At 62.8% G+C, this 25,711-nt stretch carries 21 protein-coding genes and 4 pseudogenes; all 25 read right to left on the bottom strand.

The genetic code is table 11. The features are described 5' to 3' along the window. Positions 1-14: 14 nt before the first annotated feature. Positions 15-2,984 (bottom strand): annotated as a pseudogene (locus tag ACSQ3Y_RS32510) (Tn3 family transposase). A gap of 2 nt (positions 2,985-2,986) precedes the next feature. Beyond that, on the bottom strand, positions 2,987-3,544 hold the full coding sequence (locus tag ACSQ3Y_RS32505; RefSeq protein ID WP_436180234.1) for a recombinase family protein: 558 nt from the start codon (positions 3,542-3,544) through the stop codon (positions 2,987-2,989). Between the two features lie 278 nt (positions 3,545-3,822). Then, a pseudogene (locus ACSQ3Y_RS32500) lies at positions 3,823-3,939 on the bottom strand (IS5/IS1182 family transposase); the annotation flags it as partial. A gap of 288 nt (positions 3,940-4,227) precedes the next feature. Continuing rightward, a pseudogene (locus ACSQ3Y_RS32495) lies at positions 4,228-4,341 on the bottom strand (Tn3 family transposase); the annotation flags it as partial. An 18-nt stretch (positions 4,342-4,359) separates the two neighbouring features. Further along, on the bottom strand, positions 4,360-5,388 hold the full coding sequence (locus tag ACSQ3Y_RS32490; protein WP_436180233.1) for an aldo/keto reductase: 1,029 nt from the start codon (positions 5,386-5,388) through the stop codon (positions 4,360-4,362). A 153-nt stretch (positions 5,389-5,541) separates the two neighbouring features. Then, a complete protein-coding gene (locus tag ACSQ3Y_RS32485; RefSeq protein WP_324345344.1) occupies positions 5,542-6,318 on the bottom strand; it encodes an SDR family NAD(P)-dependent oxidoreductase in 777 nt (258 codons plus the stop codon). A 59-nt stretch (positions 6,319-6,377) separates the two neighbouring features. Beyond that, positions 6,378-6,962 (bottom strand): TetR/AcrR family transcriptional regulator, encoded by a 585-nt coding sequence (locus ACSQ3Y_RS32480; RefSeq protein ID WP_436180232.1) that lies wholly within the window; start codon positions 6,960-6,962, stop codon positions 6,378-6,380. Then, positions 6,959-7,639 (bottom strand): cupin domain-containing protein, encoded by a 681-nt coding sequence (locus ACSQ3Y_RS32475; RefSeq protein WP_324345348.1) that lies wholly within the window; start codon positions 7,637-7,639, stop codon positions 6,959-6,961. Before ACSQ3Y_RS32475 ends, ACSQ3Y_RS32480 begins: the two co-directional genes overlap by 4 nt. 21 nt (positions 7,640-7,660) lie before the next feature. Next, a complete protein-coding gene (locus tag ACSQ3Y_RS32470; protein ID WP_324345350.1) occupies positions 7,661-7,900 on the bottom strand; it encodes a hypothetical protein in 240 nt (79 codons plus the stop codon). A 60-nt stretch (positions 7,901-7,960) separates the two neighbouring features. Then, positions 7,961-8,617: pseudogene (locus tag ACSQ3Y_RS32465) on the bottom strand (aminotransferase class III-fold pyridoxal phosphate-dependent enzyme); the annotation flags it as partial. Then, on the bottom strand, positions 8,529-8,945 hold the full coding sequence (gene panD / locus ACSQ3Y_RS32460) for an aspartate 1-decarboxylase (RefSeq protein ID WP_436180231.1): 417 nt from the start codon (positions 8,943-8,945) through the stop codon (positions 8,529-8,531). The gene panD and the pseudogene ACSQ3Y_RS32465, both read right to left, overlap by 89 nt. 49 nt (positions 8,946-8,994) lie before the next feature. Further along, entirely contained in the window at positions 8,995-10,041 is a 1,047-nt protein-coding gene (gene bioB, locus ACSQ3Y_RS32455; RefSeq protein ID WP_436180230.1) for a biotin synthase BioB, read from the bottom strand. 85 nt (positions 10,042-10,126) lie between these two features. Continuing rightward, entirely contained in the window at positions 10,127-10,915 is a 789-nt protein-coding gene (locus tag ACSQ3Y_RS32450) for a citryl-CoA lyase (RefSeq protein ID WP_436180229.1), read from the bottom strand. A 34-nt stretch (positions 10,916-10,949) separates the two neighbouring features. Further along, positions 10,950-11,789, bottom strand: a complete 840-nt coding sequence (locus ACSQ3Y_RS32445) for an HpcH/HpaI aldolase/citrate lyase family protein (RefSeq protein ID WP_436180228.1) — start codon at positions 11,787-11,789, stop codon at positions 10,950-10,952. After that, on the bottom strand, positions 11,786-13,156 hold the full coding sequence (locus ACSQ3Y_RS32440; protein WP_436180227.1) for an MmgE/PrpD family protein: 1,371 nt from the start codon (positions 13,154-13,156) through the stop codon (positions 11,786-11,788). The genes ACSQ3Y_RS32445 and ACSQ3Y_RS32440 overlap by 4 nt, the downstream gene beginning before the upstream one ends. Before the next feature lie 16 nt (positions 13,157-13,172). Then, positions 13,173-14,351, bottom strand: coding sequence for a CaiB/BaiF CoA transferase family protein (locus ACSQ3Y_RS32435; protein ID WP_436180226.1), 1,179 nt, complete (start codon positions 14,349-14,351; stop codon positions 13,173-13,175). Positions 14,352-14,362: 11 nt separating this feature from the next. Next, positions 14,363-15,520 carry an acyl-CoA dehydrogenase family protein gene (locus ACSQ3Y_RS32430; RefSeq protein ID WP_436180225.1) on the bottom strand — a complete coding sequence of 386 codons (1,158 nt, stop codon included), beginning with the start codon at positions 15,518-15,520 and terminating at the stop codon, positions 14,363-14,365. A gap of 54 nt (positions 15,521-15,574) precedes the next feature. Beyond that, the gene (locus ACSQ3Y_RS32425; RefSeq protein WP_436180224.1) at positions 15,575-16,360 is read right to left on the bottom strand and encodes an enoyl-CoA hydratase-related protein; all 786 of its coding nucleotides are present in this window, start codon (positions 16,358-16,360) and stop codon (positions 15,575-15,577) included. A gap of 32 nt (positions 16,361-16,392) precedes the next feature. Continuing rightward, positions 16,393-18,375 (bottom strand): acetoacetate--CoA ligase, encoded by a 1,983-nt coding sequence (locus ACSQ3Y_RS32420; RefSeq protein ID WP_436180223.1) that lies wholly within the window; start codon positions 18,373-18,375, stop codon positions 16,393-16,395. After that, complete coding sequence (locus tag ACSQ3Y_RS32415) at positions 18,372-19,595, bottom strand: CaiB/BaiF CoA transferase family protein (RefSeq protein ID WP_436180222.1); 1,224 nt, start codon at positions 19,593-19,595, stop codon at positions 18,372-18,374. The genes ACSQ3Y_RS32420 and ACSQ3Y_RS32415 overlap by 4 nt, the downstream gene beginning before the upstream one ends. A 14-nt stretch (positions 19,596-19,609) precedes the next feature. Then, a complete protein-coding gene (locus tag ACSQ3Y_RS32410) occupies positions 19,610-20,398 on the bottom strand; it encodes an enoyl-CoA hydratase/isomerase family protein (protein ID WP_436180221.1) in 789 nt (262 codons plus the stop codon). Positions 20,399-20,606: 208 nt separating this feature from the next. After that, entirely contained in the window at positions 20,607-22,199 is a 1,593-nt protein-coding gene (locus ACSQ3Y_RS32405) for an AMP-binding protein (RefSeq protein ID WP_436180220.1), read from the bottom strand. 99 nt (positions 22,200-22,298) lie between these two features. Beyond that, positions 22,299-23,237 carry an electron transfer flavoprotein subunit alpha/FixB family protein gene (locus tag ACSQ3Y_RS32400; RefSeq protein ID WP_127806087.1) on the bottom strand — a complete coding sequence of 313 codons (939 nt, stop codon included), beginning with the start codon at positions 23,235-23,237 and terminating at the stop codon, positions 22,299-22,301. Continuing rightward, positions 23,237-23,986, bottom strand: a complete 750-nt coding sequence (locus ACSQ3Y_RS32395) for an electron transfer flavoprotein subunit beta/FixA family protein (protein ID WP_436180219.1) — start codon at positions 23,984-23,986, stop codon at positions 23,237-23,239. Before ACSQ3Y_RS32395 ends, ACSQ3Y_RS32400 begins: the two co-directional genes overlap by 1 nt. A gap of 80 nt (positions 23,987-24,066) precedes the next feature. Continuing rightward, the gene (locus ACSQ3Y_RS32390) at positions 24,067-25,680 is read right to left on the bottom strand and encodes a long-chain fatty acid--CoA ligase (RefSeq protein WP_436180218.1); all 1,614 of its coding nucleotides are present in this window, start codon (positions 25,678-25,680) and stop codon (positions 24,067-24,069) included. Positions 25,681-25,711: the final 31 nt, after the last annotated feature.

The raw sequence follows: 25,711 nt of genomic DNA, 5'->3' as shown, positions 1-25,711 counted from the left end.
GAAAATAAAGCACGCTAAGCCGGTGGCAGCGGTCGCAACGGCCTGAACTTGCCCGCGCCGACCTTGGTGCTGCTGCGCCAGAGGTAATCGCCGGTCAGATTGATGTGCTCCCAACCCAGCGGTGACAGGTATTGCAACAGCGTGTCGTCTACCGGTTTGCCGTGCCCGTTCAAAGCGTTGTTTGCCCGTTCCAGATAGACCGTGTTCCACAACACGATGGCTGCCGTCACCAAGTTAAGGCCGCTGGCCCGGTAACGTTGCTGCTCAAAACTGCGGTCACGGATTTCACCCAATCGTTAGAAGAACACGGCGCGGGCCAGCGCGTTGCGCGCCTCGCCCTTGTTTAGCCCGGCATTAACGCGCCGGCGCAGTTCCACGCTTTGCAGCCAATCCAGAATGAACAGCGTGCGCTCGATACGCCCCAACTCGCGCAAGGCGACAGCCAGACCGTTCTGGTGTGGATAGCTGCCGAGCTTGCGCAACATCAGCGAGGCCGTCACCGTGCCCTGCTTAATCGAGGTGGCGAGCCGCAAGATTTCATCCCAATGGGCGCGTATCTGCTTGATGTTCAGCCGATCGCTGCTAATCATCGGCTTGAGCGCGTCATAGGCCGTATCGCCTTTGGGGATGAACAGCTTGGTGTCGCCCAGGTCACGGATGCGCGGCGCGAAGCGGAAGCCCAGCAGGTGCATCAAACCAAACACATGATCGGTGAAGCCTGCCGTGTCGGTGTAGTGCTCCTCAATGCGCAAGTCCGACTCGTGGTACAGCAGGCCATCAAGCACGTAAGTTGAATCACGAACGCCTACGTTGACCACCTTGGCGCTGAAGGGCGCGTACTGGTCGGAGATATGGGTGTAGAAAGTCCGTCCGGGACTGCTTCCATACTTCGGGTTGATATGACCAGTGCTTTCTGCTTTACTGCCAGTTCTGAAGTTCTGGCCGTCCGACGACGAAGTGGTGCCATCACCCCAGTTCGCGGCGAAAGGTTGCCGGAACTGCGCGTTGACCAGCTCGGCCAGCGCCGTCGAATACGTTTCATCCCGGATGTGCCAGGCTTGCAGCCACGACAGCTTGGCGTAGGTAGTGCCAGGGCAGGACTCGGCCATCTTGGTGAGTTCAAGATTGATGCCATCAGCCAGGATCGTCGTCAGCAGCAAGGTCTTGTCCTTGGCAGTGTCGCCGCTCTTCAAATGCGTGAAGTGCCGGGTGAAGCCTGTCCACTCATCAACTTCCATCAGCAGTTCGGTTATCTTGACGTGCGGCAGCAACATCGCCGACTGGTCGATCAGGGCTTGCGCGGTCTCCGGCACCGCCGCGTCCAGCGGCGTGATCTTCAGGCCGGACTCGGTAATGATGGCATCCGGCAGGTCGTTGGCCGCCGCCATGCGGTTGACGGTGGCAAGCTGCGCTTCCAGCAGCGTCAGCCGGTCTTTCAGGTATTGGTCGCAGTCGGTGGCCACGGCGAGCGGCAACTCGCTGGCCAGCTTCAGAGTGACGAACTTCTCGACCGGTACCAGGTATTCGTCGAAGTCCTTGAACTGGCGTGACCCCTGCACCCAGACATCACCCGAGCGCAGCGCGTTCTTCAACTCCGACAGGGTGCACAGCTCGTAGTAGCGACGGTCGATGCCATCGTCTGTGAGCACCAGTTTGGCCCAGCGTGGCTTGATAAATTCGGTTGGTGCGTCGGCGGGCACCTTGCGTGCGTTGTCATTGTTCATTCCGCGCAGCACGTCGATGGCATCGAGCATGCCCTTGGCGGTTGGTGCGGCCCTCAGCTTGAGCACGTCTAGGAACTGCGGCGCATAGCGGCGCAATGTGGCATAGCTTTCACCGATGCGGTGCAGGAAGTCGAAGCCCTCCGGTTGTGCGAGCTTTTGCGCCTCCGTGACGCTGGCGGCGAAGGTGTCCCACGGCATGACCGCCTCGATGGCGGCGAACGGATCGCCGCCGCTCTGTTTTGCTTCCAGCAGGGCTTGACCGATGCGCCCGTACATCCGCACCTTGTCATTGATCGCCTTGCCGGAAGCCTGAAACTGCTGCTGATGCTTATTTTTGGCGGCGTTGAACAGCTTGCCGATGATGCGGTCGTGAAGGTCGATGATTTCATCAGTGACGGTGGCCATGCCCTCGATGGCCAGTGCTACCAAGGTGGCGTAACGCCGCTGCGACTCGAACTTGGCCAGGTCGGCGGGCGTCATCTGGCCGCCCTCGCGGGCGATCTTGAGCAGTCGGTTCTGGTGAACCTGTCGCTCGATGCCTGTGGGCAGGTCAAGCGCCTGCCACGCCTTGAGGCGCTCGATGTGTTCGAGCATGTGCCGTGAGTTCGGTTTGACGGGCGACTGGCGCAGCCATGCAAGCCACGTCATTTTGCTGTCTTCCTTGCGCTTGAGAAGTTCGTCCAGGCGCTGACGGTGGGGTGATAACAAAGAATCGGTCAACGCCGCGTAAATACGCCGGTTGGCGCGGGTGATGGCCTCGGCGCTCGCGCGTTCGATGGCATTCATGGCGGGCAGGATGATGCTCTGCCGTCGCAGGTTTTCGACAAGGGTGCTGGCCAGCACAATGCCCTTGTCGGTCTGCAAGGCCCGCTCCGTCAGCGTATGCACCGCTTGTCGGTAGTGGCTCATGGTGAAAGGCTTGAACCCAAACACCGTTTGCAGCTCGACCAGGTGCTCCCGCCGTGTCTGCTCGCGCTGGCCGTACTCGTTCCAGCTTTCCACAGGCACCTTGAGTTGCGCGGCCACCATGCGCAACAAGGGCGGGAACGGAGGTTCATCTGCACCCAAAAAAATGCCAGGGAATCGCAAATAGCAAAGCTGGATGGCAAAGCCCAACCGATTTTCGGGGCCACGACGCTGACGGATGACCGACAGGTCGGTGTCGTTGAACGTGTAGTGCCGGATCAGATCGTCTTTGGCATCAGGCAGTGCCAGCAGGCTTTCGCGCTCGGTGGCGGACAGGATTGATCGGCGCGGCATTGTCAGTCTTCCCGCAGGTACTGGTACAAGGTTTCACGGCTGATGCCGAAGTCACGGGCCACCGTGGTTTTTTGATCGCCTGCCGCGACTCGCCGTTTCAACTCGGCAATTTGTTCGCCGTTCAGCGATTTCTTTCGTCCCCGGTAGGCACCGCGCTGCTTGGCAAGCACAATTCCCTCGCGTTGACGTTCACGGATCAGGGCGCGCTCGAACTCAGCAAAGGCTCCCATGACCGACAGCATCAGATTGGCCATCGGTGAGTCCTCGCCGGTGAACGTCAGCCCTTCTTTGACGAACTCCATGCGCACGCCCCGTTGTGTCAGCCCCTGAACGATGCGACGCAGGTCATCGAGATTGCGTGCCAGCCTGTCCATGCTATGCACCACCACGGTATCGCCCTCGCGGGCGAAGGCCAGCAGCCTTTCAAGCTCGGGACGTTGCGTATCCTTGCCGGAAGCCTTATCGGTAAATACCTTGCCAACGTCGATTTTCTCCAGTTGCCGATCAGGGTTCTGGTCGAAGCTGCTGACGCGGATATAGCCGATGCGTTGACCTTGCAATATACCTCCGAAGGTAAAAGTGTCAGGATGAAATCTATTACCCTTGGCGGTTTATGTCAATAAATACAAACTACGACTCTATTCTGACGATGTTTGCACATAGCACCTGACATCAGGATAGGGTATAGCTCAATCTGACGCATCAACGCTTGAAGGCCAACAAGAGAACGCCACCGGCGACCATCGCAATGCCCGACCACTCGCGCAGTGATGGTCCGCTCACCGGCTTTGTTGCGTAAATTGAATTTGAGGCGAATCACCCCTGACCCCAGACGGAGTTATGCCACGGTCGCCACTACGAAGGTTTGAGGGCGGCCCAATTGCGTGAAGCGATTGAGCAGCGCGGCGCGAATCTGCAACTCGACCACCTGGCGCTCGAAGGTGCGCGCGGCTACCAGCCCAGCGTTGCCGCTTTGTGCAACAAAGCCGCGCCCTGGTGATTGCGGCCTCTCTGGTCGCTTCCCCTGCGGTGCTGGGTAGCCTGCTGGCCACTGTGGCCGGCCTGTTTCTAATGGCCTCGCCTGGCCTGCATGGGGTCGCTCAAGCGATGCCCATGCAAACCCCTGCGCCGGTCGTCCAGGTCGTCCAGGTCGTCCGCACTATTGCAGATCCGCTGCGGATCTTCGCACTGGACGATGGGGCCAGCGTGGTCGTGTTTCGCACTGTGGACGGCAAGCTGGTTAGCTGCCAAGCTTGCGCAGCATCAGCGAGGCCGTCACCGTACCCTGCTTGATTGAGGTGGCCAGCCGCAGAATTTCGTCCCAATGGGCACGTATTTGCTTGATGTTCATTCCGCCATCGGCGGCAAGCTGGGTCTACATCATCATCTGCGGGTTGTCGCGGTCAAGCCGGGTAAATTCCAGCATCCAGTTTGGATACAGGCGCGGCGGTGCGCTGACGGCATCGAGCGCCGCGACTTCTTCGACCGTGAGTTGCCATTCCACGGCCTTGAGGTTGTCCTGCAACTGTTCGGGCTTGGTGGCGCCGACGATCACCGAACTGACGGTGGACTTGCGCAGCAAATAGTTGAGCGACACTTGCGCTGCGCTGACACCGCGCGCAGCGGCAATGCGCTGCACCTCGTCCAAGATATCGTAGTCTGCCTCGTCAATCTGGATGAAGTTGTGGTCTTCCTTGCTGCGCCTGGCGTCCTGGGGGCCTTGCGCGCCGCGCGGATATTTGCCGCTGAGAAAGCCTCCGCACAAAGGTGACCAGGGAGTGATGCCCAGACCCTGATCCTGGCACAGCGGGGCGAGTTCGATCTCCACGTCACGCGAGACCAGCGAATAATGCGCCTGCAGCGAGACGAACTTCTCCCAGTGGTGCTTTTCGGAAATCGACAACGCCTTCATCAACTGCCAGGCGAAATAGTTCGAGCAGCCCAGATAACGCACCTTGCCCTGGTGTACCAGGTCGTTTAGCGCCGAGAGCGTTTCTTCCAGCGGCGTCATGAAGTCGAAGCTGTGCACGATGTAGAGGTCGAGGTAATCGGTGCCCAGGCGCTTGAGGCTGTTTTCGCAACTCTGCATGATGTGGTGTCGGCTCAAGCCCACGTCGTTGATTTCCGGGCTCATGCGCCCACGAACCTTGGTGGCGATCACCGCCTTGTCGCGCTTGCCCTTGAGCGCCTTGCCCAGCATTTCTTCGGACTGGCCGTAGGAATAGACATCGGCACTGTCGAAGAAATTGATGCCGGCATCGAGGGCGGTATCGACCAGATGCTGGGCCGCTGGCTGGTCTAGCCCGCCGATTTTCTCCCAGTAGCCCTGCTTGCCGAAGCTCATGGTGCCGAAGCACAGCTCCGAGACAAGCAGACCTGATTTTCCCAATTGACGGTATTGCATAGTTGAAATCTCCTTTTTAAGGTTCCCAGTTGCAAGAAAATAAATCAAGAAAGCATGATGCGGTTTCGCTGCCAACACCATCACGCCCGCACGAAGCGTTAATCTATGGCCCCGTCTCGGAAAACGGAAGGCGGTTCACCTCTCGTTCCCTCATTATGTGTTGCGGCCAGCCATCACGCCGCCGTCAACGTCCCAGATTGCGCCCGTCACCCATGCTGCCTTGTCCGACAACAGGAAGAGGATGACCTCGGCGACGTCTTGTGGCGTCCCAACCCTGCCGATTGGGTGGAAGCTGTTGAATCCCTGTAAGGCGCCATGAACCTCGGCCTTGGGTATGAATCCCTCGTAAATCGGCGTTTCGACAACCGCCGGAGAAACGGCATTGACCCTGATTTGTTTGGATGCCAGCTCCATCGCAAGGTGCTGGGTCAGCGAATGCAAACCTGCTTTTGCCATCGAATACGCGGACGACGGCGTAGCCGCAATCGCCTGCTTGCCCCACATCGAGCCGATGTTCACAATGGCGCCGGGACGCTCGCTGGCCACGAGATTGGCCACGACTTTTTGTGTGATGAAGAAGAACGCTTTATTCAACGTCAAATATTGTTCGTAATCACTTTCCGAGTGCTCAAGAAACGCCTTCGGGAAGAATACCCCAGCCGCGTTGACCAGAAGATTGATGTCCTTGTGGTGTTCATCGATGGTATGCAGGAGTCGCTTCACATCTTCGGCTCGCGAGAGATCGGCAGTCAGGGCGGTCACGGTGCCCAACGACGACAGCGCCTTGCGGGCCTCTTCGGCCTTGTCTTCACGGTGACCGACGATGACGACGCTTCCGCCTTGCTCAAGAACCATGCGGGCAGTTTGTAGTCCCATCCCGCTAGTGCCGCCGATGACCAACAACTTCTTGCCATTAAATACAGTACTCATAATAATCTCCTTGACTACCAACTAAATGGTATGGCTGTGTTGCAAAAAAAGTGCCGACCTCAGGTCAACACGGTGGAAAGAAAAGTGTTTCCAACTTCGGCCGGTCCGCGTGACGACCGCATGCCACGGCCCACCATCATCGAGCCTTCCAACGCGCACAAGAATGCCTCTGCGAGAGACTCTGGGGTGGAATTCGAGGTGATCAGCGCGGCACGCTGACCATCGGCAACGACAAGAGTCAACCAGTCGAGATTGACTTTAAAGAATCGCTCGACCTCGCTCACAACGGCGTCCGGCAGCGAGTCCGACTCGGCACCCAACATGCCGCAGACACAAAGGCGCCGGTCCTTGGCGAAGGTGCGTTCGAAAAGTGCCGCATACGCAGTTAGCCTGTCAGGCGCTTTCGCATGCTGCCCTTCGATGCTCAGCAACTCCTCACGAAACCGGTGCGTGTAGCGCTGTGCGACCACGGCCACGAGCTCACCCTTCTTGGGAAAGTGGTGGTGGATACTTGGTTTTTTGATGCCTACCAACTGGGCCACGTCGTCGTATGAGAAGCCGTTGTAGCCGTGCTGCTGTACCAAGCCTTCAGCGGCATCGACCACCCGCTCGGCGGTCGGCGAGATTTCGGAGAAATGCTTCATGCAAGCGCCTCATTTGATTCGGCGACTGGCAGGTGGCCGGTCTTGACCAGGATGGTGCAGCCTGTATTGCTGAAGGGACGGTGAGCACTCAAATGCGGACTGCGCATCCATGTGCCGGCAGGGTAGCTTCCGAACTCATCCTCAAAGACGCCTTCCAACACATAGATTTCTTCACCGCCGTAGTGACGATGCGAATTGAATCGGGTACCCGGTGCCCAGCGCACCAAAGCCGTATGTTGGGTGTCGAACTCAGAAAGGGGCATCACCGACAGACCAGGCACGAGGCCTGGAAACCAAGTTGCCTTGCGAGTGTCGATCACAGTACGTTGACTATCTGCTAGATCAAGATGACGCAACTTGACGAACAACGTGCAACCCGTCGCGGAGCTCGGTGCATGCGAAGAACCTGGTGGATTCTTGATGTAAGTGCCAGGTCCGTAACTCCCGGACTCATCGCTGAACACGCCGTCCAGGACCAGAATTTCCTCGCCCAAGTCGTGCTTGTGACCCTCAAAAGCGGAGCCCGGCACGTAACGCACAATCGAAGTGGCACGTGCCACTTCGCCGCCATCACGTTCAAGTAATTGGCGTTGAATCCCGTCCGTTGGCGAATCGACCCACTCTAAGCTTGAAGGCTCGACGACAGCACGCTTCGAAAGATTTGAATTGACTTTCATGGTTTGGCTTTAATGTACCTATTAGTTGGTAGGTATTTTATTAGTTTTCATTCCATGTGTCAAGCTGATGTCGCCAGTTTCTTTCTCATTGCGAAAAACAGTGGATTGAAAGTCCGATCTATCTTGGCTGTGCCAGCCTATGGCGTCTTCAATCCCGTCGCGGTATTGCAATGTTGTTGGCAAGCGCGTTGCCGGCTTTTTATGGGGTCGATTCGGAGCGTCGGTCACGTTCTGCGCTGGAGTGACTTCCAGCGCGGTCATATTCATATGAATAGTTAAAGCTTAACGTGCTTTATTTTCCGTTTTCTGAAGCGACCCCTGCATGGCCTTGCCGGCGGCGCACTGGATCAGCGGCTCGATGATCACCGCAGCGGTCTCGTGCGCGTGTTCGGCCAGCCAGTCGCCCAGAGAGGTGGCGGCCCCCTCGGCCACGTCGGCCGGGGTGTCGCCGGGCGCGGCCTGCCTGGCGTCGGGGCTGGGCACGGTGGCGGCCATGCGCACCAGCGGCGCGTAGGCTTCACGGAACAGCGCGATGTCGGTCACGGCCAGCGCGCCCACCGTCTCTCCGTGGTAGCCCCCGGCGACACCGACAAACCGGCACTTGCCTGCCCGGCCCGCATTGCGCCTGTGGTGGGCGCTCATCTTCAGCGCGAACTCCGTGGCACTGGCACCGTCGCTGCCGTAGAAGGCGTGGCCCAGGCCGGTGCGCGCGGCCAGGCGTTCGGAGAGTTCAACCACTGGCCCGTGGGTGAAGCCTGCAAGCATCACGTGGTCCAGTGTGTGCAGCTGGTCGATCAGCGCGGCGCGGATCGCGGGGTGGTTGTGGCCGAACAGGTTGACCCACCAGGGCTGCGCTGGCGCCAGGCGGCGTTGGCCGACACGGGCTGCGTCAAAGCTCGGCGCCCAGGGGCAGGATGACCGGGTCGCCGGCCTGCGGACCTGCGGGCTCGCTGCGAGTCTCGACGATGCGGTTGGCAGCGTCGGGGAACACCAGCTTGGGCACGGCCTCGTCGAGCTTGTCTTCGTGCACCATGCCGAAGGCCGCGATGATCACCAGGTCGCCCACGCTGGCGCGCCGGGCGGCCGAGCCGTTGAGCGAAATGATGCCGCTGCCGCGCGGCGACCTGATGGCGTAGGTGATGAACCGTTCGCCGTTGTTGACGTTCCAGATGTGAACCTGTTCGTTGGGGCGGATGTTGCTCGCCTCCAGCAGGTCTTCGTCGATGCCGCAAGAGCCTTCGTAGTGCAGCTCGCAGTGGGTGACGGTGGCGCGGTGGATTTTGGATTTCAGCAGGGTGCGGAACATAGGGGATTTGCTTGAACGGAGGGAGCCTCGGCCATCGACACGGCCAAGGTCAGGCGTGCGCCCGCGTGGTGTGCATGCCCATGCGGGCCAGCAGGTCCTGGTCGGCTTCCACGTCGGGATTGCCGGTCACCAGCAGCTTGTCACCGTAGAAGATGGAGTTGGCGCCGGCCAGGAAACACAGCACCTGGGTCGATTCGTCCATCTGGCGGCGCCCGGCCGACAGACGCACCTTGGCCCTGGGCATGGTGATGCGGGCCACGGCCACGGTGCGCACGAACTCCAGCGGGTCGAGGTCGGGCTCGTCGGCCAGCGGCGTGCCCGGCATCTTGACCAGGTGGTTGATCGGCACCGACTCGGGGTACGGTGCCAGGTTGGCCAGCTGCGCGATCAGGCCGGCGCGCCCGGCGCGCGATTCACCCAAGCCCACGATGCCACCGCTGCAGACGTGGATGCCGGCCCCGCGCACGTGGCCCAGGGTGTCCAGCCGGTCCTGGTAGTCGCGGGTGGTGATGACATTGCCGTACAGCTCGGGCGCGGTGTCCAGGTTGTGGTTGTAGTAGTCCAGGCCCGCGCCCTTGAGGCGTTGCGCCTGGTCACCCGTGAGCATGCCCAGGGTGCAGCAGGCCTCCAGGCCCTCGTCCTTGATCACGCGCACCAACTCCTCGACCTTTTCCAGGTCGCGGTCGTTGGGCGCACGCCAGGCAGCGCCCATGCAGAAGCGTGAGGCGCCGGCCGCCTTGGCGCCGAGCACGGCTTCGCGCACTTCCTCGGGCGTCATCATCTTGGTGGCGGGCACGCCGGTCTCGTGGTGCACCGACTGCGGGCAGTAGCCGCAGTCTTCGGGGCAGCCGCCGGTCTTGATGGACAGCAGCGTGGCCAGCTCCATGTGGGTCGGGTCGTGGTGCTCGCGGTGCACGGTCTGGGCGCGGTGCATCAGCTCGGGGAACGGCAGGTCCAGCAGGGCCTGCACCTCGACCACCGGCCAGGCCAGCTGGCGGGCCTCGACCGACAAGGTTCCCACGCTCGATGCCTCGGCAGGCTGCGGGGGTGATTGCACCCAGTGGATGGGTTCTTCTCTCAGGATCGTGTCATTCATCGCGCAATACTCCAGTGGTGTCCAGCAAAATTCAATCGATAGGTCGACGCGGGCGCATCGTGCCTGCAAGGCCAGCCACAGCGCTTCAGGCGCTTTGTGGTCTGATGTGCTGGGTGGCCTCGTCTTCGACCCGCTGCCAGATCTCGACCGCCATCGGGTTTTTGCTCTCTTCCAAGATGTGCCCCACCAGCCCGATGGCACGCGCCAGGACGCCGATGCCTCGCACGATTTTCCAGGGTAGCCCGAGCTCGCAGCTGATGGCGCCGATGGCGCCGGTCGCGTTGACCGGCAGCATCTTGCCGGCGGTGCGCTCGGCCTCGGCGCAGATCAGTTGCTCCAGGCGGATGTAGTCGCCGGAAAAACCGTTGTCCTGGGCGATCTGAAACAGACGCGGGGCGCGCGGATCGACCGGCTTGTGCAGCGGATGACCGAGTCCGGGAATGATCTGGCCGCGCGCACGAAAGGCTGCCACGGTGTCGCAAGCGATGCGCTCCAGGTCAGCTCCTTTCGTTCCGGGTGGCAGGGCCTCGTACAGCATTTTGGCGGTGCCTTCGGTGCTGCCGACGAACACGCTGCCCAGGCCGCACAATCCGGCCGCCACTGCGGCCTGCAGCGATTCGGGCGCACCGGCGTAGGTCAGTCGCGCGACCAGCGCACTGGGCGTGATGCCGTGCTCGACCAGCGTCACCGCGATGGCGTTGAAGACGTTGGACTCCTGCTGCGTTGGCATGCGCCCGACGATCTGCAAGAAGGCCATATCACCCAAGTTGAGATGGCCGAGGATTTCGTCAGGCAGACTCTTGCCGTGCACCTCGATGCGGTCGGGGGTACTCCAGGCAATGTCGGAGCGGATGGGTTTGGCTTTGCGAGTCATAAGGAATTCCAGTCGATTGGAGTGGGTTAAAAAATCAGGCGCTCAGACCCGCGTCGCGCAGCACGGCGCGCGCGCGCTGCACCACCGGCAGGTCGACCATCTGGCCGTCCACGGCCACGGCGGCACCACCCGCGGCGGCAAAGGCTTCGCAGACGCGGCGCGCCCAGTCAATCCGTTCGGGGGTCGGCGTGAACACCGCCTGGACGGTGGCCAGCTGCTTCGGGTGGATGCACAGCTTGGCGCCGAAGCCGAGTCGACGTGAGCGTTCGGTGTCGGCCTGCAAGCATTGCAGGTCGTCGATCGCGGTGCTGACACCGTCCACCGGCGCAGCCAGCCCGGCCAGCCGCGAGGCCAGCACGAGTTGGGAGCGGAAGGCCAGCAGCTCGATTTCCGCGCCATCGGGGTCACAGTCAATGCCCAGATCCAGCGCCAGATCGACGCTGCCAAAAGCCAGCCGGATCACGCCCGGCACGCTCGCAATGCTGTGGATTTCCTTAAGGCCGCGCGCCGACTCGATGATCGGCAACACGTCGTGATAGGTGGTCTCGACCACGGTGCACACGGCGTCGATGCCCTCGGCCTTGGGCAGCATGATGGCGGCCACGCCGGGGTGGCGGCACAGTTCCAGGTCGTCGTCAAACCAGGGCGTGCCTGCGGCGTTGATGCGCACCACCAGCGGCGCGGCCTCGTCCAGCAGCGCCGCCAGCGTCTCGCGCGCGCGCACTTTAGCCTCGGGGGCCACGGCGTCTTCCAGGTCAACGATGACCGCGTCGGCGCCGCTGGCGCGCGCCTTGGCGATGCGCTCGGGCCAGTCGGCGGGCACAAAAAGATAGGCATGCGGCAAAGCCTTCAGGCTGGAGGTATGGGCTGTCATGCGCGTGCCTCCGGCCAGCGGTCCATGCACGGTGCCTCGGCGACCGCCCAGATACGCGCGATCAGCGCCTCCATCTCGGCAGGCGTAGCCCCCTTGCCGTAGGCCGCCAGGCGCTGCGCCTTGTCTTCCAGCTCGGCACGTGTCAGGGTGTTGCCAGGGTCGCCTTTGGGCTCATCGACCCGCGCGCCAAAGGTGTGGCCATCGCGCGTGCTCACCGTTACCTTGCCGATCCAGCGCTGCGGGTAGGCCTTATCGACCTCGGAGTCGAGCTGCATCGTCACGCGGTCGCGCAAGGCGGCCACGCGCGGCGCGAGGTAATGCGCTTCAAATTCATTCAGCCCGGCAAAGCCGTATTCGGCGGCCAGCGCCAGCACCGTGCCCATTGAGAATTTGGCCTGGTGCACGGTAGCGGGCACGGTGACGCGGCCCAGCACGTCGATGGCGCCCTGGTGCACATGGGTGGTCACCGCGGCAATATCGTCGGCCTTGAGCCTATGCGTCTGCATCAGCGCCAGCAGCGCGTCGGCGCTGGGGTGGGTGTGGCGGCACGAGGCGTGGTATTTGAACGAGGTTTCCGCCGTGGCCCAGCGCTGGCCCAGGCGGTCGGTCAGGCGCGCCGGATCGGCGTCGTTCGACATGCCCGCAGCCATGCCTTGCGCGCCTTCCAGAATCTGGCGCGCTCCGGTCAGCCCCTCGCGCGCCAAGTAGGCGCAGGCCAAGCCGCTGGACGCCGCATGCGCGGTGTGCAGTTGCTTGGAGTCAGCGGCGTCGCGCAAAAACTCCCACAGCCCGGCGGCTTGTGTGCCGGCGCTGCCGAAGGCATGCAGCATGGTGGTCGCATCGAGCTTGAGCAGCCGTCCGGCCGCCGCAGCGGCGGCAAGCGTGCCGGCGGTGGCCGTGGTGTGAAAGATGCGGTAGTGCGAGCGGCCCAGGAACTCGCCCACCCGAATGCCGACTTCATAGCCCGCCACTACGGCGGCCAGGAACTCGCGGCCGCTGGCACCGATGTCCTGCGCGATGGCCAGCGCCGCCGGGAACACGACGGCTGCGGGATGAAACACCGAGCCGTTGTGGACGTCATCCTGCTCGGCGAAATGCGAGGCGGCCGCGTTGACCATCGCAGCGAAATGGGGCGAGGTGGTGCGGCGCGAGATCAGCACCTCGGCGCGGCCGGAGGCCGGCCCCATGGTGCGGGCATAGGCTTCGATGGCCTCGACCGGCCGGGCGCCCTTGCCCGCCAACGCGGAGGCGTACCAGTCGAGGAACAGGTCTTCGGTTCGGCGCAGCACCGGCGCCGGAATGGTGTCGAATGACAGATCGGCGGCAAAGGCAGCCAGCGTCGCGCTCGGGTTTGTATCCAGGGTCATGGCATCGATCTCGCAGTCAGATGGCGTGGTCCGCACGCAGCCGGGCGATGTCAGTCGCGCCGTAGCCGAGCTCGGTCAGGATGGCTTCGGTGTGCTGGCCCAGCGCAGGCACCGGCCCCATGGGCGGCGGAGGCTCGCTGCCCTGGACGTGGTGCGGCGGGTACAGCGCCGGTAGCGTTCCGCCGGGCGAACCAATCTCGGTCCAGCGCCCGCGCGCCGCAAGTTGCGGGTGCTTCCACAGGTCGGCCATCTCGTTGAGCTGGCCATTGGCGATTTGCGCCGCGTCGAGCCGCTCCACCAATTGCGCGGCGGTCAAGGTGGCGCACACGCCTTCGATGATGCCGCGCAGTTTCTCGCGCTGGGCCAGCCGGTTGGCGTTGCCCAGGTACTGTGCGGTCAGCTCGGGCAATTGCAACACCTGGTTGCAGAAGGTGGCCCATTCGCGGTCGTGCTGCACCGCCAGCACCACCTGCTTGCCGTCGCCGCAGGCAAAGGGGCCATAGGGGTAAATGGCGGCGTGCGAGGCGCCGGCACGCGGCGGCGGCGGCTGGCCGTCCAGCGTGTAATAGAGTGGGAAGCCCATCCATTCGGACATGGCTTCGAGCATCGAGATTTCGAGCCGCTGGCCGCGCCCGGTGCGCCCGCGCTCCAGCAAGGCGGCCAGCACGCTGCTGTAAGCGTACATGCCGGAGGCGATGTCGGCAATCGACAGGCCGGCCTTGGAGGGCTGTTCGGGCGTGCCCGTGACGGAGACAAAACCGGCCTCGCTCTGGATCAGCAGGTCATAGGCTTTTTTCTCGGTGTAGGGGCCGCCGTCGCCGTAGCCCGAGATGTCGCACACCACGATGCGCGGATTGACCGGCGCCAGGCTGGCGTGGTCCAGTCCCATGCGCGCGGCAGCACCGGGCGCCAGATTCTGCACCAGCACGTCGGCGCGCTCCACCAGCTTTTGCAGCACGGCGCGGGCATCTGGGTGCTTGAGGTCGAGCGTCAGGCTTTCCTTGGAGCGGTTGCACCAGACGAAGTGGGAAGCCGAGCCGTGGGCCCGGCTGTCGTAGGCGCGGGCGAAGTCGCCCTCGCCCGGGCGCTCGACCTTGATGACGCGCGCGCCGAGGTCGGCCAGTTGGCGGGTGCAGAACGGCGCGGCAATCGCGTGCTCCAGCGTGACGATCAGCATTCCTTCCAATGGACGCATGGCAATTTCTTTCAGAATGAACGGGGCAGATCCAGCACGTGTTCGGCCACGTAGCTCAGGATCAGGTTGGTGGAGATCGGCGCCACCTGGTACAGCCGGGTTTCGCGGAACTTGCGCTCGATGTCGTATTCGCAGGCGAAACCAAAGCCACCATGGGTCTGAATGGCGGTGTTGGCCGCCTCCCAGGAGGCTTTGGCGGCCAGGTACTTGGCCATATTGGCCTCTGCGCCACACGGTTGGTGGGCGTCAAACAGCTCGCAGGCACGCCAGCGCATCAAGTCAGCGGCCTCGGTCTCGATGTGGGCCTCGGCCAGGGGAAATTGCACGCCCTGGTTCTGCCCGATCGGGCGGTCAAACACGCGGCGCTCGCTGGCATAGCGGGCGCTGCGCTCGACGAACCAGCGGGCGTCGCCAATGCACTCGGCGGCAATCAGCGTGCGCTCAGCGTTCAGTCCGTCCAGGATGTACTTGAAACCTTTGCCCTCCTCGCCGATCAGGTTCTCGGCCGGGATTTCGAGGTTGTCGAAAAACAGCTCATTGGTCTCGTGGTTAACCATGTTGCGGATCGGGTTCACCGTCATGCCCTGGCCAATGGCCTGGTGCAGGTCAACGATGAAGATCGACATGCCCTCTGACTTGCGCTTCACATCTTTGAGCGGGGTGGTGCGTGCCAGCAAAATCATGAGGTCGGAGTGCTGAATCCGCGAGATCCAGACCTTCTGGCCATTGACCACATAGCGGTAGCCCTGCTTGACCGCGGTGGTCTTGATTTTGGTGGTGTCGGTGCCTGTGGTTGGCTCGGTCACGCCCATGGACTGCAGGCGCAGATCGCCGCTGGCGATTTTGGGCAGGTAGAGGCGCTTTTGCTCATCCGAGCCATGGCGCAGCAAGGTGCCCATGTTGTACATCTGGCCGTGACAGGCGCCGGCATTGCCGCCGCAGCGGTTGACCTCTTCCATCACCACCGAGGCTTCGGCCAGACCCAAGCCAGCTCCGCCGTACTCCTGCGGAATCATCACCGCCAGCCAGCCGGCCCTGGTCAGCGCGTCCACACACGCCTGGGGGTAAGCACGGGCATCGTCAATCTTGCGAAAGTACTCGTCGGGGAAGCGTTTGAAAAGATCGCGCAGGGCGGCGCGCAACTCGGGGTAACGTTCTTGGTTCATCATTTTTTTCAGTCTCTAAAAGTTCCCCGCTGAGCCGCGCAGGACAAAGATTACCGGTTAGCGGAATTTGCTGAAGTCGGGCTTGCGTTTTTCAAGAAAGGCGCTGGCCCCTTCCTGCTGCTCGCCGGTACTGAAATAGTTGGGTGCCACTTCCTGGATCAGGTCGTTCATGTCCTTGCCCATGATCGGGGCCATGTGGTGGTAGAACGAACGCTTGACGATCTTCAGGCAGGTCGGCGACAGCGACAGCAATTCGTCGCAGTACTTCTGCACTTCTTCGTCGAGCTGGGCCATGGGCACCACCGAATTGGCCAGACCCCATTCGAACGCCTGCTTCGCGCTGTAGCGGCGGCACAGCATCCACAGCTCGCGCGCACGCTTGTGGCCAAGCACATTGGCCGAATGCGAGACGATGTAACCACCCGCCGGTGAACCGACGCGCGGGCCGTTCTGGCCAAAGATCGCGTGCTCGGCGGCAATCGTGAAGTCACAGAAATAGGCAATGTGGTGACCGGCGCCAATCGCGTAGCCGTTGACGCGCGCGATCACGGGCTTTGGGCATTCGGCGATCTGGCGGTTGAAGTTGAATTCCAGGTCCTGCAGGCCGCTCTTGCCGCTGCTGTCGCCCTTTTCCCAGTTGACATCACCGCCGACGCAAAAGGCGCGCTCGCCCGTACCGGTCAGCACGATCACGCCGACCTTCGGATCATTGCCGGCCTGGGCCAGCAGCCGCTCCATCTCTTTGATCGTATCGCCGGTGAACGCGTTGAGCGTCTTGGGTCGGTTGATGGTGATGGTGGCGACAAAGTTCTTGACTTCGTAAATGACTTCCTGATCGCTCATGGTGTTTCCTCGTGAAAAAAAGTTGGGGAAAATCAGCGGCTCTGCGTGGCATGCCCGCGTGCAAATTCAAGAAACCAGTCCAGGCTGGCGGGGTTGGTCAGTGCATCGCGGTTGACCACTTTGTCGATGGGCTGGCCGAGCAGCAGCTTCTTGATCGGCAGTTCGAGCTTCTTGCCGGTGAGCGTGCGCGGCACCTCGGCCACGGCAAACACCGCGTCCGGCACATGGCGCGGCGACGCGGCCGCGCGGATGGCGCTCTGGATGCGCCCGATCAGCGGCGCGTCCAGCGCCACGCCCGGACGCAGCACGACGAACATCGGCATGTAGCTTTCGCGCCCCAGATATTCAAGGTCGACCACCAGGCTGTCGAGCACTTCGGGCAGCGCCTCGACCACGCTGTAGATGTCGCTCGTGCCCATGCGCACGCCGTGGCGGTTGATGGTGGTGTCGCTGCGGCCGTAGATGATGGCGCCGCCGCGCGGTGTGATGCGGATCCAGTCGCCATGCCGCCAGATGCCGGGGTACATGTCGAAATAACTGCCCAGATAGCGCTGGTTGCCGGGGTCGTTCCAGAAATAAAGGGGCATGGACGGCATGGGCGCGGTGCAGACCAGCTCGCCCACCTCGTCCACGACCGGCTGGCCCTGTTCGTTGAAGGCCTCGACGCGCGCCCCAAGGCAGCGCCCCTGCATTTCTCCCACGACAACGGGCAGGGTCGGCACGCCGCCGACGAAGGCCCCGGCGAAGTCGGTGCCGCCGGAGATCGGGTTGATCCAGACATCGCGCCCGACATGCTTGGCAATCCACTGGTAGCTTTCCGGGGACAGTGGCGAGCCGGTCGAACCCACGATGCGCAGCGGCCCCAGCGCGCCCACCTCGCGCGGCTCGACACCGGCATTCTGGCAGGCCGCATAAAACGCCGCACCGGCACCCAGAAAAGTCACGCCGACTTCCCCAGCGAAACGCCACAGCGTGGTGTAGTCGGGCCAGGCCGGGTTGCCGTCGTACAGGCAGGCCGTCGCCCCCACCAGCAAACCGCCCACCTGGCAGTTCCACATGATCCAGCCCGTGGTGGAAAACCAGTGGAAGCGGTCTTCGGGACCGAGGTCGTTGTGCAGGTGCATCAGCTTGACCTGCTCCAGCACGATGCCGCCATGGCCGTGCACGATGGGTTTGGGCAAGCCGGTGGTGCCCGACGAATACACCACCCACAGAGGGTGGTCGAAAGGCAGTGACTCGATGCGCAGTTCAGCCGGGGCGCTGACCACCTCGCTCCAGAGCACGCCACCGCGCAGCGCGTCCGCGCTGGCGCTTCGATCCAGGCAGGGCAACAGCACGCAGCGAACGACGCTGGACAGCCCGTCGAGCAGCGTGGCCACGGCTTCGCGCCGGTCGAAGCGTTTGCCACCCCAGTGGTAGCCATCGACCGCGATTAACACCTTCGGATCGATCTGCCTGAAGCGGTCCAGCACCGTGGGTGCCCCCATGTCGGGCGAGCACACCGACCAGATCGCCCCCACCGAAACCGTGGCCAGAAAAGCCACGATGGTCTGCGGAATATTGGGCAGGTAGGCTACCACGCGGTCGCCCGGCCCCACGCCCGCCGCGCGCAGCCAATGCGCCAGCGCCGCCACCTGGTCTTGCAGCGTGCGCCAGGACATGTCCGCCCGCTCGCCCGCTTCATTGCGAAAGACGATGGCCGGTCTGGCGTCCGTGGCGTGCCGGAACACCTGCCGCGTATAGTTGGTGCGCGCGCCCACAAACCATTGCGCGCCCGGCATCCGGCGATCGCTCAGAACCGGGCCATTCCAGTCGTCGAGCGGCAACTCGAAATACTCGACAATGGCGCGCCAGAAGCCCTCCAGGTCATCCACGGACCATTGCCACAAGGCCTCGTAATCGGCAAAGCGCAGGCCTTTTTCGCGTTCCAGCCATTGCTGGAAACGGGTCAACCCGGCACCCGCGATGCGATCCGCGCGGGGGATCGACAAGATGTCGGGGGAAGACGGGCTCATGGCTTCCCTCCTGCTGTGCTTGCCATGGCGGTTTCTTGCAGGCGCACGACCCCGTCGCGCACCAGTTGGGCAATCTCCGGCGCACCGTAGCCCAGTTCGCCCAGCACCTGCCCGGTATGCTGCCCCAGCGCAGGAGGCGCCGGCATCTCACCGATCTTGCGCATGCCTGCAGCCAGCTGCGCCGGAAAAGGGATCAGCGGCAGCCCCGGCATCTCGGGGTGCTCCACGAAACGGGCGGCCAGCACCGGATCGGCCATGGCATCGGTCACCGTGTTCACCGGACCACAGGGAATATCGGCGGCCTCGAAGGCGACCACCCAGGCGGCGGCCGCACGGGTGATGAAAATCGCCTCCAGTTCAGCCAGCAGCGCCGGCCGGTTGGCAATGCGCACCGCATTGCGCTGGTAACGCGGATCGGTGAGCCACTCCAGCCGCTCGATGGCGGCGCAAAACCGCTTGAACGCACCCTCGTTCACCACCGACACGCTGAACCAGGCACCGTCGGAGCCTCGAAAGTGACGGCTCGGCACAGCAATCGGCAGGTTCACCGCACGAACCGGCTCGCGCTGCTCAACCGCATATTCACCCACCTTGCTCGCCATGAAATTGAACATGGTGTCCGCCAGTGACAACTCCACGCGCTGCCCCTGGCCGGTCTGCTGCCAATGCATCACTGCGGCCAGCACGCCCAGCGCGCCGCACATGCCGGACGCCACATCGATGATCGGCAAGCCGATACGAACCGGTGGATCGCCCTCTTCCCCACTGGCGTAGAAGGCCCCCGTCATGCCCTGCACCACGCTGTCGACCGAGGGTCTGAGCCGGTAGTCGCCCTGCTCACCGAAGGCGCTGACCATGTAGTACACCAGCGTCGGGTTGATTCGCCGCACCGCGTCGTAGGTCAGCGCATGTGTCTCGGCAAAGTCGGGGCGAAAGTTGTGCACCAGAACCTGGGCTTTTGAAATCAGCCGCTCCAGCACCGAGCGCCCGGCGGGGGTGCGTATGTCCAGCGCGATCGACTCCTTGCCCCGGTTGCAGGTCATGAAAGCGACGCTGGAGTCGCCATAAAACGGCGGGCCGAAATGCCGCCCCTCCTCGCCGGAGATGGACTCGACCTTGATGACGCGCGCGCCGAGGTCGGCCAGCACCATGGCCGCGTAAGGCCCGGCTATCAAGCGAGACAGATCGACGACGGTGATGCCACTCAGAATACCTTGCACGGCACCGCCCTTTTTTAGTTGCTGGCGCGTGAGCGGGTGCGGAAGGCCGCAATGCCGGCGCGATGCTCGGGCGTGTCTTCGAGCACCGCCATGTGCGAGGACACCATGTCCAGGTGCGTGGCGAGCGCCATGGTCTGGCTTTGGTAGACGGCGCGGCGAAAAAAGCGCACCGCCTGCTGCGGCTTGGCGGCAATGGTGCGCGCCATATCGTAGGTGGCGGTCATCAGTTCGGCATCGGGCACCACGCGATTGACCATGCCAATGCGTTCGGCCTCTTCCGCCCCCAACACGCGACCGGTCCAGAACAACTCAAGCGCGCGCGCGGTGCCTATCAGGCGCGGCAAGTACCAGGCACCGGCATCACCAGCCATCAGTCCGATGTTGATATAACTCTCGGCAAGCGTGGCCGAGCTGGCCATCAAACGGATATCGCACATCAAAGCCATGTCGCAGCCAGCGCCTCGCGCAGCGCCGTTGACAGCGGCAATGACCGGTTTTTCCATCCGCTCCAGCGTGAGCGCAATGCGATGCACGTGGCGGTACAGAAAATCCTTGCGTCCCATGCTGTCCATTTCGCTGAATTTGGCCATCTCCTCGAAATCGCCGCCGGCACAAAAAGCACGACCGGCACCGGTGACGACGATGACCTTGACGCGCTCATCAGCTTCGGCCTGCTCAAGTGCTGCGCGCCAAGCATCCACCATTTCAAGATCGAAGGCATTGAGCTGATCGGGCCGGTTGAGGGTCAGGGTCGCAATGCCGTCGGCATCAACCGCAAGCAAGATGGCAGGAACGACGGACATGGAAAACCTTTCTGACGGTGGGATGAACAAGGATCAAGGAACAAGGGCGACTGTCCGCGCCTGCCGGAAACCGGCTGGTTTCGATAAACGCCATGCGAACATATTGACAGAACGGTGGTTAGTTAGGACCACAAGCCGAAGCACGCCTTGCAAGCAGCCTGGTCACAGGCGCGGGCGTGTGTTGCACACCCCATGACCTTCCCGACACCTATCGTTCAATGTCCTCGTACAGGGAGCGATAGCTGTCACGCAGCGGATGCTTTTGAATCTTGCCGGTGGAGGTCATCGGCAAGGCATCGACGATGCGGATCGCCTTGGGCACCTCAAAGCCACCGAGATGCTCCTTGCAGTGGTTGATCAACCCGGCCTCGTCGGCCTGCGCCCCTGGCTTGAGCACCACGAAGGCGGTGACCGCCTCGATCCAGCGCGGGTGCGGCAAACCTACCGCCGCCACATTGGCCACCGCCGGGTGGCGCAGCAACGTGGCCTCGACCTTGATGGACGGCACGTTTTCGCCGCCGGTCTTGATCATGTCCTTCTTGCGGTCCCTGAACATCATCTGGCCATCGACCCACATGCCGAGGTCACCGGTGTGGTGCCAGCCGAAAGCGCGTGCCTCGGCGGTGGCTTCGGGATTTTTGTAGTAGCCCTCCATCACGTTCGGACCGCGGTGCACGATCTCGCCGACCTCGCCGGGGCCGAGCAGCTGGCCCGCGTCGTCCATCACCGCCGTGTCGTTGATCAATGCACTGACGCCCCAGTAGGAACCAAAGCGTTTAAGCTGCTCTTCCGGCCGGAAGGCCATGGTGAGCGGGTACATCTCGGTCTGACCGGTGGCCAATGAGTAATTCGGGCAGAACTCGGCGATCAGGCGGCGCAGCAGGGTCTCGGCCATGGGCGCCATGGCGTACACGCACATGCGCAGGCTCGACAGGTCGCGCCCCGGGCGCGAGGGATGATCGAGCATGGCCTGGTGCATCAGCGGCAAGCCCACCAGCAAGGTCACCCGTTCACGCTCGATGGCGTCGAGCATGGCGGCGGGTTCGAAAGCGCGCATCACAATCACCGTGCCGCCGCCCGCCAGCACACCGCACATCAGCGTGTGCTGGGCGCAATGAAAGAGGGGCAGCACGGCAATGTTCACGGCATCGCGCCACACCCCCAACTCAAGCGCGTTGTTCATCGCTGCCATCACCACCGACAAATGGCTTTGCATCACCCCCTTAGGGCGGCCGGTGGTTCCGCTGGTGTACATGATCTGGGCTACGTCGCGGTCATGAATTTCGACCTCGGACTCAGTGGCAGACTGCGCAGCAATCGCTGCAGCGAAGCTGCAGAAAGCCCCAGCCCCCTCGCCTTCCAGCACCCATCCGCGACCGGGCTGCGCCTCGATGGCTGCACGAAACTCCGGGCGCACCAGCAGAGCGGCATCCACCAGCAGGAAGCGCGCCTCAGAGTGGTCGATGATGTAGCGAACGTCATCCAGCCCCAGGCCGGTGTTGATCGGCACCCAGATCAGGCCGGCGCGATGGATGCCGAACATGGCCACCAGGAACTCAAGCGAGTTATTGCATAGCGTGGTCACGCGGTCACCTCGCACCAAGCCAGCGGCCAGCAAGGCATTGGCGCAGCGGGTCACGCGCTCATCGAGCTCACCGTAGCTCATGCTCTGATCGCCGAGCACGAACGCCGTCTTGGCGCGGTCTCGCGCTGCCGAGCGGCGCAGGAAGTCGCCGATGGCCACGCGGGCAATTGCGCCAGGGGATGGCACACCAGCGATGACGGAGGTTGATGGGTTCATGATCGATGTCTCCTACTTTTTGAATTGTTTGGCCCGTGCCGCCGACCATACTGCCAGGAACAAGCCTGGCCTCTGCTTTACCTCGGCATCCGCTGCGACCTATAACGCAGTCACCAATTCGGGCACCGCTGTGAACAGATCCGCCACCAGCCCATAGTCGGCCACCTGGAAGATCGGCGCTTCGGCGTCCTTGTTGATCGCAACGATCACCTTGCTGTCCTTCATGCCGGCCAGGTGTTGGATGGCGCCCGAGATGCCGACCGCCACGTACAACTGGGGTGCCACGATCTTGCCGGTCTGGCCGACCTGGTAGTCGTTGGGCGCGTAGCCGGCGTCGACGGCGGCGCGCGAGGCGCCGATCGCCGCGCCAAGCTTGTCGGCCAGCGGCTCCAGCACGGCGTGAAACTTGTCGGCCGCGCCCAGTCCGCGTCCGCCCGATACGATGACCGTTGCAGCGGCGAGTTCCGGGCGCTCCAGCTTCACCACCTCACGCCCGACCAGGGTGGTCAAGCCGAGATCGCCAGCCGCGTCCAGCGTCTCGACCGCTGCCGTGCCGCCCGAACCGACCGGGTCGAAGGCGGTGGTGCGAATGCTCAGCACCTTGATGGCATCCTTTGATTGCACGCGGGCCAGCGCGTTGCCGGCATAGAACGGGCGCAGGAAGGTGTCGGGCGACTCGATCGCGATCACGTCCGACACCTGGGAGGCGTCCAGCAAGGCCGCCACGCGCGGCAGCACGTTCTTGCCAAAGGCCGTCGCCGGTGCCAGCACATGGGTGTAGCCCGCATCGGCGCGCACGCGTGAGCGCACCAGCTCGGCCAGGCTCTCGGCCATATGGGCCTCGTAGTGCGCCGCGTCGGCGTGCAGCACCTTGGTGACACCCGCGACCGCCGCCGCAGCGTGGGCAACGGCCGCACAGTTGCTGCCCGCCACCAGCACATGGATGTCGCCGCCGATGCGCGTGGCCGCGGCAATCGTGTTCAGCGTGGCCGCTTTGAGTACGGCGTTGTCGTGTTCCGCAATGATCAGGGTTGTCATCAGATCACCTTCGCTTCTTCTTTGAGTCGTTTGACGAGTTCGGCCGGGTCGGCCACCTTGATGCCGGCCTTGCGGGTCGGCGGCTCGCTGACGTGCAGGGTCACGGTGCGCGGCGCGATGTCGATGCCGAGCTCGGCCGCCTTGATCACCTCCAGCGGCTTTTTCTTGGCCTTCATGATGTTGGGCAGCGTGATGAAGCGCGGCTCGTTCAGACGCAGGTCGGTCGTGATCACGGCCGGCAGCTTCATGGCCAGGGTTTCCAGGCCGCCGTCGATCTCGCGCGTGATGGTGGCGGTGTCGCCGCTGATCTGCACCCTGGAGGCGAAGCTGGCCTGGGCCCAGCCCATCAGCGCGCCAAACATCTGGCCGGTCTGGCCGGCGTCGTCATCAATGGCCTGCTTGCCGAAGATGGCGAACTGCACGCCTTCTTTGGTGGCCACGTGCTGCATCAGTTTGGCCACCGCCAGCGGTTCCAGCCCGGCGTCGGCTTCGATCAGCACGGCGCGATCGGCGCCGATGGCCATCGCACTGCGCAGCGTCTCCTGGCAAGCGCTTGGGCCGCAGGACACGACGATCACTTCCGAGGCGACACCGGCCTCCCTGAGACGGACTGCTTCTTCGCAGGCGATCTCGTCGAACGGGTTCATGGACAACTTCTGGTTCGCGAGATCGACTCCCGAACCGTCGGACTTGACGCGGGCCTTGACGTTGTAGTCCAGCACCCGCTTGACAGCGACCAATATCTTCACTTTATCTCCATGTGATTTAAAAAATAAACAATTCAAGAACGGCAAGAACGAAGCCCGAAGCCGGCCCCTTCAATCCCGGCTCACTCCCACTTCCAGTCCTTGTACGTCTCGCGCAACTTGGTCTTGAGGAACTTGCCGGTCGAAGTACGCGGGATTTCATTCACGAAAGCGAAACCTTCGGGCAACTGCCACTTGGCGAACGTCTTGGCCAGATGATCGCGAATCTCATCCCCAGTGGCACTCATGCCAGGGCGCAACACCACCACCGCCAGCGGCCGCTCGGCCCAGCGCGGGTGCGGCACTGCGATCACGGACGCCTCCAGCACAGCCGGATGCCCCATCACGGCGTTTTCCAGATCGACCGAACTAATCCATTCGCCGCCCGACTTGATCAAATCCTTGGTGCGATCGGTCAACTGCAGGAAACCCTCGGAGTCGATGCAGCCGACATCACCTGTGCGCAGCCAGCCATCGGCAGTGAAGCTGCTTTCGTTGATGGGCAGATCGTGATAGGAGCCGGTAATCCATGGCCCACGCACCTGAATCTCGCCGACCGACCGCCCATCCCACGGTACTTCACCGTTGTCGCCGACCAGACGAATCTCAACCAATGGCGCGGCCATGCCCTGCTTGATACGGAAGGCATATTGCTCTTCCTTGGGCAGTGCCCGCATGGAGGGTTTGAGCGAGGACACGGTACCCAGCGGCGAAGTCTCGGTCATGCCCCAGGCAGTGCCAACTTCAAGACCAAACTCATCGAAGCCACGGAACAAGGATTCGGGCGCCGCAGAGCCGCCCACCATCATGCGCATGCCAGGCACCAGGTCGTACTTGCCCGGGTTTGCGCGCAGCGTCTGCAGCAGCGACAACCAGATGGTGGGCACACCACCGGTGACGGTGACCCGCTCGCGCTGGTACAAGTCGAGCAGCGATTCTGAGTCGAGGTGCGGGCCGGGAAACACCTGCTTGGCACCGACGAAGGTTGAGACGAATGGCAAACCCCATGCGTTGGCGTGGAACATTGGCACCACCGGCAGCACTGTGTCAGTACCCGACACGTTGATCCCCCCTGGCAGTGCCGCCACGAGCGTGTGCAGCACGGTGGAGCGGTGCGAATAGACGACACCCTTGGGGCTGCCCGTGGTGCCCGAGGTGTAGCACATGCCGCAGGGCGCGTTTTCATCGACTTCAACACATTTGAAGTCATCAGTCGCTCCACCGATGAAGCCTTCATAGTCCTCGTACCCCTGCGGCACCGGCTTGCCTGTCAGCGGCACCACAATGATGCGCTCGAAGTTGACATCCTTGGCAAACTGCGCCAGCAACGGCAGCAAAACATCGTCGACGATCAGGAAACGGTCCTTGGCGTGGTTGACGATGAACGCAATGTCGTGCGGGAACAGGCGCAGGTTGAGGTTGTGCATCACCGCGCCGGCCGCCGGAATGCCGAAGTAGCACTCGAGGTGGGCGTAATGGTTCCACATCAGGGTTGCGACCCGGTCACCGGGCTGGATGCCGGCCTTGACCAGCGCCTCGGCCAGACCCTTGGCCCGACGGTGGAAGTCGGCGTAGGTATGGCGATGCAGGGACTTGTCGGGCATCCTCGATACGATCTCCACCTTCGGGTGGTACAGCTTGGCCCGCTCCAGGAAATGATTGAGCGAGAGCGGCACTTGCATCATGGTCGATTTCATATTCAGCTTTCAACTCCAAAAAAATTGTCAC

The organism is Acidovorax sp. LjRoot66, from assembly GCF_964253305.1.
Classification (GTDB): Bacteria; Pseudomonadota; Gammaproteobacteria; order Burkholderiales; family Burkholderiaceae_C; genus Acidovorax.
The sequence above is the reverse complement of the archived record's forward strand: the minus strand, read 5'-3'. Positions and strand labels throughout refer to the sequence as shown.

What these genes read in the sequence shown, in the direction of transcription:
- ACSQ3Y_RS32485 (WP_324345344.1), bottom strand. Translation starts at nt 6,318, where the DNA reads ATGAGTACTGTATTTAATGGCAAGAAGTTGTTGGTCATCGGCGGCACT.
- ACSQ3Y_RS32435 (WP_436180226.1), bottom strand. Translation starts at nt 14,351, where the DNA reads ATGCGTCCATTGGAAGGAATGCTGATCGTCACGCTGGAGCACGCGATT.
- ACSQ3Y_RS32480 (WP_436180232.1), bottom strand. Translation starts at nt 6,962, where the DNA reads ATGAAGCATTTCTCCGAAATCTCGCCGACCGCCGAGCGGGTGGTCGAT.
- ACSQ3Y_RS32430 (WP_436180225.1), bottom strand. Translation starts at nt 15,520, where the DNA reads ATGATGAACCAAGAACGTTACCCCGAGTTGCGCGCCGCCCTGCGCGAT.
- ACSQ3Y_RS32400 (WP_127806087.1), bottom strand. Translation starts at nt 23,237, where the DNA reads ATGACAACCCTGATCATTGCGGAACACGACAACGCCGTACTCAAAGCG.
- ACSQ3Y_RS32420 (WP_436180223.1), bottom strand. Translation starts at nt 18,375, where the DNA reads ATGAGCCCGTCTTCCCCCGACATCTTGTCGATCCCCCGCGCGGATCGC.
- ACSQ3Y_RS32390 (WP_436180218.1), bottom strand. Translation starts at nt 25,680, where the DNA reads ATGAAATCGACCATGATGCAAGTGCCGCTCTCGCTCAATCATTTCCTG.
- ACSQ3Y_RS32490 (WP_436180233.1), bottom strand. Translation starts at nt 5,388, where the DNA reads ATGCAATACCGTCAATTGGGAAAATCAGGTCTGCTTGTCTCGGAGCTG.
- ACSQ3Y_RS32440 (WP_436180227.1), bottom strand. Translation starts at nt 13,156, where the DNA reads ATGACCCTGGATACAAACCCGAGCGCGACGCTGGCTGCCTTTGCCGCC.
- ACSQ3Y_RS32410 (WP_436180221.1), bottom strand. Translation starts at nt 20,398, where the DNA reads ATGTCCGTCGTTCCTGCCATCTTGCTTGCGGTTGATGCCGACGGCATT.
- bioB (WP_436180230.1), bottom strand. Translation starts at nt 10,041, where the DNA reads ATGAATGACACGATCCTGAGAGAAGAACCCATCCACTGGGTGCAATCA.
- ACSQ3Y_RS32425 (WP_436180224.1), bottom strand. Translation starts at nt 16,360, where the DNA reads ATGAGCGATCAGGAAGTCATTTACGAAGTCAAGAACTTTGTCGCCACC.
- ACSQ3Y_RS32450 (WP_436180229.1), bottom strand. Translation starts at nt 10,915, where the DNA reads ATGACTCGCAAAGCCAAACCCATCCGCTCCGACATTGCCTGGAGTACC.
- panD (WP_436180231.1), bottom strand. Translation starts at nt 8,945, where the DNA reads ATGTTCCGCACCCTGCTGAAATCCAAAATCCACCGCGCCACCGTCACC.
- ACSQ3Y_RS32405 (WP_436180220.1), bottom strand. Translation starts at nt 22,199, where the DNA reads ATGAACCCATCAACCTCCGTCATCGCTGGTGTGCCATCCCCTGGCGCA.
- ACSQ3Y_RS32445 (WP_436180228.1), bottom strand. Translation starts at nt 11,789, where the DNA reads ATGACAGCCCATACCTCCAGCCTGAAGGCTTTGCCGCATGCCTATCTT.
- ACSQ3Y_RS32475 (WP_324345348.1), bottom strand. Translation starts at nt 7,639, where the DNA reads ATGAAAGTCAATTCAAATCTTTCGAAGCGTGCTGTCGTCGAGCCTTCA.
- ACSQ3Y_RS32470 (WP_324345350.1), bottom strand. Translation starts at nt 7,900, where the DNA reads ATGACCGCGCTGGAAGTCACTCCAGCGCAGAACGTGACCGACGCTCCG.